The organism is Nostoc sp. CHAB 5715 (assembly GCF_020829685.1).
In the GTDB taxonomy this organism is placed as follows: Bacteria; Cyanobacteriota; Cyanobacteriia; order Cyanobacteriales; family Nostocaceae; genus Nostoc.
Map to the genome: position 1 here is coordinate 1 of NZ_JAIVFR010000341.1, position 6,914 is coordinate 6,914.

General features: G+C 42.6%; 8 protein-coding genes. 3 read left to right on the forward strand and 5 right to left on the reverse strand.

Translation table 11 applies throughout. From position 1 onward, the window contains the following. Window positions 1–99 precede the first annotated feature (99 nt). A complete protein-coding gene (locus tag LC574_RS19240; protein ID WP_229454983.1) occupies window positions 100–2,274 on the forward strand; it encodes a polysaccharide biosynthesis tyrosine autokinase in 2,175 nt (724 codons plus the stop codon). Window positions 2,275–2,459: 185 nt separating this feature from the next. Here the strand turns inward: LC574_RS19240 and LC574_RS19245 are convergent, their stop codons facing one another. From LC574_RS19245 to LC574_RS19255, 3 genes are all read right to left on the reverse strand, one after another. After that, entirely contained in the window at window positions 2,460–3,131 is a 672-nt protein-coding gene (locus LC574_RS19245) for a rhomboid family intramembrane serine protease (RefSeq protein WP_229454984.1), read from the reverse strand. A gap of 124 nt (window positions 3,132–3,255) precedes the next feature. Further along, window positions 3,256–3,975, reverse strand: coding sequence for a rhomboid family intramembrane serine protease (locus LC574_RS19250; RefSeq protein WP_229454985.1), 720 nt, complete (start codon window positions 3,973–3,975; stop codon window positions 3,256–3,258). A gap of 212 nt (window positions 3,976–4,187) precedes the next feature. Then, window positions 4,188–4,514 (reverse strand): MEKHLA domain-containing protein, encoded by a 327-nt coding sequence (locus LC574_RS19255; protein ID WP_229454986.1) that lies wholly within the window; start codon window positions 4,512–4,514, stop codon window positions 4,188–4,190. 63 nt (window positions 4,515–4,577) lie between these two features. Here LC574_RS19255 and LC574_RS19260 point away from each other — a divergent pair, with 63 nt between their 5' ends. After that, complete coding sequence (locus LC574_RS19260) at window positions 4,578–5,198, forward strand: hypothetical protein (protein ID WP_229454987.1); 621 nt, start codon at window positions 4,578–4,580, stop codon at window positions 5,196–5,198. Window positions 5,199–5,474: 276 nt separating this feature from the next. Here the strand turns inward: LC574_RS19260 and LC574_RS19265 are convergent, their stop codons facing one another. Together LC574_RS19265 and LC574_RS19270 are read right to left on the reverse strand one after the other, a co-directional pair. Then, on the reverse strand, window positions 5,475–5,696 hold the full coding sequence (locus LC574_RS19265) for a hypothetical protein (protein WP_229454988.1): 222 nt from the start codon (window positions 5,694–5,696) through the stop codon (window positions 5,475–5,477). Between the two features lie 21 nt (window positions 5,697–5,717). Next, window positions 5,718–6,299: a Uma2 family endonuclease gene (locus tag LC574_RS19270; RefSeq protein ID WP_229454989.1), complete on the reverse strand. Its 582-nt coding sequence runs from the start codon at window positions 6,297–6,299 to the stop codon at window positions 5,718–5,720. Window positions 6,300–6,356: 57 nt separating this feature from the next. Here LC574_RS19270 and LC574_RS19275 point away from each other — a divergent pair, with 57 nt between their 5' ends. Continuing rightward, window positions 6,357–6,710, forward strand: coding sequence for a hypothetical protein (locus tag LC574_RS19275; RefSeq protein ID WP_229454990.1), 354 nt, complete (start codon window positions 6,357–6,359; stop codon window positions 6,708–6,710). The last annotated feature ends 204 nt before the right edge of the window (window positions 6,711–6,914 follow it).

Sequence of the window (6,914 nt, forward strand, 5' to 3'; positions counted from 1 at the left end):
CCGATCTGATTATTACCAGATGTGAGAGAGGGGGAGATGAGGGTGACAAATATAAAGCTGATAACTGATAACTGATAACTGATTCTATCTGCCCCTGCCATGACTCCACCAATTGTTAAACGCTATCTTATTGCTTTTGAAAAATACAAGTGGATTGGACTAGCTAGTTTTGGTTTAGTCGTAGTAGGGTCAACGGTGGTGGCTATGCAGCCAGAGCCATCTCCTAACTACATAGCATCTGCCGCACTTACCTATGCTGGCCCACCAGTTTCTTTCTCTGCAACTGGTAGTCAAATCCAACAGCAAGGAAAGGAACTAAATGAGGATGTTTTATTATCAAACCAGATAATTGCGACTGTGGCAGAGAAAGTAAATATCAAACCGAAACAACTCGGTTCAAGTATTGTCCTTTCTTTACCTAAAAAAAATCCCAAAACTGGAGAATTAGAAACGAGTACTTTTGAACTGAAATATGTAGATAGAGACCCCAAACGAGCCATAGAGGTCTTGACTGAATTGATGCAATCAATGATTAAGTTGAGCAGTGACATCAATACTGAGCGATTACAAGCAATTATTGAAAAGATAAATGAGCGCTTACCACAAGCTAAACGGGAATTGCAAATTGCCGAAAAGAAGCTGGAACAGTACGATCGCATAGAGCGAACGGCAATATTAGCGGCGGAGAATGGCAGCTTGTTAAGCGCTATTACAGCCAGCCAAAATCTCCAACGGCAAATTCAATTAACTATTTCTGGAGTTGATGGTCAAGTTCGCAGTTTACAAAATAAGTTAGGCTTAACAGTCGGACAGGCTTATATTTCTTCTGCTTTGAGTGCCGATCAAATTATTGGTAACTTGCGATCGCAAATTTATCAAAGTGAGTCGCAAATTGCCGTACTCAGAAAAGATTTACGCCCGGAACACCCAACGATGGTTCAATTGCTGCGTCAGAAACAAGCTGCTGAGGAATTGCTGCAACAACGGGCTGCGGAAGTATTAGGTGGCGATGGAACGGCGGCTCCGCTTCAGGGTAGCGTTGCCGGGATTCGCGCCCAAAGTAGCTTAGATCCAGCCCGCCAGCAGTTGGCAAACCAAATGGTGGCTTTGCAAACCCAACGGGAGACACTCGAACAACAACTAACGCAAGAAATCCAACAAGAAGCGCGACTACGACGAGAGTATTCTTTGATACCCAATAAGCAATTAGAGCGATCGCGTTTAGAACAAGAGGTTGGACTTAAAAAAGCCATCTATGACCAAATGCAGGCGAAGCTAACCGATGCCAAAACCGCAGAGGCAGAAACTACCAGCAGCCTCAGCATTGCCAGACGCCCCACAGTGACTGCGGACATCAAACCTCCTAAGAGTGTAGCTATTACCCTTGCTGTGGGTGGTTTTTTAGGTGTGTTGATTGGTGGCGGGGTGATATTCTTGTTGGGAGCGCTCGAAGGTACTTTCAAAACCAGAGAAGATATCCGCGAGAGCCTCAAGCAACGGGAAGTGGCACTGTTGGGAGAATTGCCTTTAATGCCAGTTGATGATTTGCCTCAAGATGCAGTGCCAGTGGTACTTTCTGCGGATTCTCCTTATTTAGAATTTTATGAGAAATTCCGTAGTAATCTGCGCCGGATTGGTGGTAAAGCCTTAAAAGTGGTGTTGATTACTAGCACCAGTAGTTTAGAGGGTAAAACGGCAAGTGCTTATAACTTGGGTATAGCTTCAGCCCGTGCTGGGAAAAGAACCTTGATTATCGAAACAGATTTGCGATCGCCTTCTCGTTCTACATCCCTAAATGTAATTCCTGACCCCGACGCCACTATTGAACCCCTGCGTTATTACGCTAACTTAAGTGAATGTATTCGTTTAGTTCCTCATGTAGAAAATTTATACATCATACCCAGCCCTGGCCCTGTACGGCAATCCGCCGCTATTCTTGAATCTAGCGAAATGCGGCGGCTGATGGAGGATGTGCGTGAACGTTTTGATTTAGTTATTTTAGATACTGGTTCTCTCAGCATATCCAATGACCCTTTGTTAATCCAACCCTACAGCGATGGCATGGTACTTGTGGCGCGACCACACTATACACAAGAGAACATGTTAGGTGAAGCTATTGATCAATTAGTTGAATCGGAACTGGGGTTATTGGGAGTAATTATCAATGGCGCTGATATCATTGTTTCTTTACCTGAACAAGTCGTAGAATCATCAAGATTTACATCTAAGGCAGAAGAATCAGAAGAACTTTCAGCAGGTGCCAATAAAAACTAATAATTGCTAAATGTGGAAATTTTAACGTAGAGTATCGCATTCGCATTAGCGTTCGCGCAGCGTCTCGTAGAGAAGCGGTAGCGACGTTAGGAGCGTCAGCGTCTGGCAGAGAAGGTTAGCGCAGAGGATACGCAGAGGATTTAGAGGTAGCAATTGTTTCGCTAGGAGTTCCGGGAATTTTGTACTTAGTCTTGTCTAAACAATCCAAATAGAGGAGCGAGAATTACCCCAAAAGCAAAACCACCGATGTGCGCCCAGTAAGCAACTCCACCAGTTTCCACGCTCATGTTAGCGGCTGTTTGCAGGGTAGCAAGACCGGAAATTACATTTTGCACAATGAAAAGTCCAATTATTACTAATGCTGGCACTCTGATTGTGGTGATGAAAAACCCCAAAAATACTAGAGTCATGACTCTAGCCTGGGGAAAGCGGATAATGTACGCACCTAAAACACCAGAAATTGCACCACTTGCTCCCAAGGAAGGAATTTCTGAATTCATGCCAATAAACCATTGACACAAGGCAGCTAAAGCACCACAGGTTAAATAAAAAATCAGATATTTGACATGACCCAATCGATCTTCAATATTGTTGCCAAAAATCCAGAGAAACACCATATTCGAGATTAAGTGCCACCAACCACCGTGTAAAAATTGCGACGTAAATAATGTTATCCACTCTCCACTCCAATTGGTGGTTAACTCTTGAGGTATTACTGCATACTGACTTAAAAACTGATTCAATTGTGCATTTGGCAGGCTCACCTCGTGAAGAAAAACTAAAATATTCATGCCAATTAACCCGTAGGTGAAATACGGGGTGGTTCGCGTCGGATTTTCGTCGTAGAGGGGAAACACAAATGTTTTTCCTAATTTATTGACTAACTGCAATATAGCTTGTAAGACTAGCAGTTGCGAAGCTTAGGCAATTTCACCTATTTAATTAATTAGCCTGATTGAAAGCCCTGATGATAACCTGAAATTACTGATACCAAGCTTCTTCTTGTGATTTATCGTTAAACAAACCCAACAGTGGGCCGAGAATTGCTCCAAAGATAAACCCGCCTGCGTGGGCCCAGTAGGCAATACCGCCGCTTTCCATACCGATGTTGGTACGTGTTTGCAGACTAGCAAGCCCGTAGAAGCCTTGTTCGAGAAACCAAAATCCCAAAAAGAAATATGCCGGAACGCGGAAAGTCGGGAAGAAAAACCCTAAAGGCACTATGCCGAGAACTTCGGCGTTGGGAAAGCGGAGAATGTAGGCTCCCAAAACGCCTGCGATCGCACCACTTGCACCCAAAGAAGGAATGCTAGAATCTTGAGCGAAGAACCACTGGGTCAAGGATGCCAAAACTCCACAAGATAAATAAAACAGTAAATATTTGGCATGACCTAACTTATCTTCAACGTTGTTACCAAAAATCCAGAGAAACAACATATTACCTGCTAAGTGCAAGAAACCACCATGTAAAAATTGTGAGGTAATTAAAGTTGCCCACTCTGGCACTGGTTGATGTAAAGAGACACCACCAAAGCTTAAAGTTAGTTCTCGTGGAACTACAGCCGCAAGGTGTAGAAACCCATTTAATGCTTGGGGGGGAAGATTTGCTTCATAAAGAAAAGCGAGGACATTAGCAGCAATCAGTCCATAAGTCACATAAGGCGTAATTTTTGTCGGATTATTATCTCTAATGGGAACCACGGGCGTTTTTTCCTGAATTTTAAGATAGTAGTATCACAATACTGAATTCTACAAGTAGTTTCTTCTACCCCGTGGATGGATCTCGCTTTAAGATTTGAGATTTATAGTAAGACTTAGGCAAAGGAAACTCCACTCTTTGAATAGCGCTATCAAGATTGATTAGCAAAATTGCAAGCAAGAGCAATTAATCCAAAAAGTCTGTGATGCAGTAGTTATGTAATAAATTTCCACGTAGAGAAGAAAGCAGCTTGACCGTAGTACTGATTTTGCTCATCTAAAACGTTCCATAGGATAGTATCTTCTATGTAAAAACGTTTACCATTGCTAGAAGTGCGGATACCGGAATAGTTGGTGATAAAGCCTTTAGTTGTTGCTTCTAATAATAAGCGATCGCGTTCTTCCTGGACTACTTCTTCAGCCGATTTCCGCGAAGGCATTCTGGTAAATTCCTCCCAAGAAAGCTCCCATAGTTCCAACGCTTTGCGATTACCATAGAGACGGGGAGTAGGGAGTGGGGAGTAGGGAGTGGTGTAGTTCAATTACTTGAAAAGCGCTGTAAGACTGAAAATATTCTATTGAATGCATATTAGCTAGGCAAACTCATGTTTTTTTCAAATTCTCTAGAAAATCAACTCCAGCGCTGGAACGAAACCATCCGCAATCAGCCGAAAAACCCTAATGCTTACATTCGCCGAGGCATGGTTAACTTTCAACTGGCCAAAATTGATGAATCTATTCAAGATTTTGACATGGCAGAGCAATTGGATGCCCGTATCAAACCCTACCTCTGGCAACGTGGATTATCGTATTATTATGCAGAAAGATTTGCTGAGGGCGCTGAACAATTTGAAATAGATTTGACTGTAAACGCCCAAGATGTAGAAGAAACAGTATGGCGATATCTCTGCATAGCTCGTTCGTTAGGTGTTGAAGAGGCGCGTCATTCTTTACTAACTGTGAAAAATGACCCTCGACGTGTTATGCAGCGCGTATATGATTTGTATGCGGGAGATTGTACACCAGATGATGTTTTAACTGTTGGTCAATCAGAAGGGATAAAGGGAAATTTTTACAGTCATCTTTACTTGGGATTATATTACGAAGTCGAGAATAATGTTGATTTGGCTCACGATTATATAGTTAAAGCTGCTGATAATTACAAAATTGATGATTATATGTGGTATTTGGCGCAGGTACATAAAAAATTGCGAGGATGGTTTTGATTTGCTTAATAATAAGCTAATCAGCATTTAAGTTGTATAAAAGCAGGGCTGGAGCCGCTTACTACGAGCGAATCATTCTAGAAAAATGAATGACCAATTATTCCTTGATGGTACAAGCCCACTTCGGCTACGCCCTTCTCTACGAGAGGCTGCGCCAACGACTACGCTCTCCCAAGGCTCAGTGCATCGCCTAAATTTATTTATGGGGATTTTATGCCGTGAATTTTGAATTTTGAATTTTGAATTCGGAGCGAAGCGACGTGACGATTAGCTTAATTATCCTGCATAGTTATAGACAGGAACTTCAATGAAGCGATCCGGCTGTTGCCCACTGAGGATAATTTGCTGTAAATGCTCTACAGTTGATGGAGAAAAAAATTGTTCTCCTGTTTCTTGATTCACGCGAGCAGTTACGTTCTCAATCATGAAGACCTGTCCATTTTGCTCCAACGTGTAAGTTACCTTTTTTTCAACTAGCGTTTCTTGCTCATGAGTCATGGCCACGGTTTCTCTTATTTGCTACGCATCTGTTACTTCGGTTTCAAACTGCACTTGTCGATACAAATGGGCAATCGCTATTTCCACATCTACAGATTCCAGCCGCAATTTCTCGTGCAAATTATACTCTGACAGCACCCATTTTCCCTGTTCGTTGCGCCGAAACACTTCTACACCCGGTTGGGCTACTTGTACTAAGACATATTCTTGCAAAGTTGGAGATTGGCGATATTTGGCAAACTTTTTCCCCCTATCGGCTGCTTCTGTTGAAGGTGATAGCACTTCGATAATTAAACAAGGAAATTGTACTAATTGTGGATCGTCATCGCGCTCATCGCAAGTTACCACCACATCTGGATAAAAATATTTTTGCCCAGGTTCTACCTGCACCTTTACATCTACGATGTATACTTCACAGGAGCGATCAGCTAGGGCATCATCTAGAAGCTTAAAGAAATTTGCAGAAATCCGATTATGGTTGCGTGTAGCACCACTCATCATCACAACTTCGCCATCCCAATACTCGTAGCGTTCCTCTTGGGTGGGTTCCCAAACCAGATATTCCTCTGCACTCATCAAAATGTAATCGGGTAAAGCAACCATCGGCGATCTCTTAATCATTCACTTTTCTAGAATAGCGAAATAAGAGGCTTCTTTTTATTGCTACCCCGATTAAGCAGTAATATCTCAGGATTTTATCTGGCAGATGCTTTCTGGCGATCGCACACTGTGTCAGAATTGCTATTGTATGGGCTTGCTGTGATTGTTGTCAGTGATACTTCCCCCATCACAAATCTCGCAGCCATTGATCAGCTAGACTTGTTGCAGGAACTCTATGGAAGCATCGTTATTCCTCTAGCGGTTTATAAAGAAATGGTCGTAGCAGGAAAGGTTGTTCCTGGTGCAGTCGAAGTACAGACCTTATCCTGGATTCAAACTCAGACAGTTGCTGATGCTCAAAAAGTCACATCCGATGTAGCTGAATTCCTGGAAGACTATTCCCACACCCTCTGAATAGAATAAGCATCGAATTTTTTATCTCTGCTAATGATAATTAAAGAGTGATTGATTGCCTGTGCAATTAACATTCGATAAAAGCGATTAGCGGTTAGCGAGCTTGCGATTAGTTTTAAACAAGCCGCCCAATATGAGCGGGGTATTAGCTATTAGCTATTAGCCATTAGCTAACAGCTAACCGCTAACAGCTAACAGCGGGGT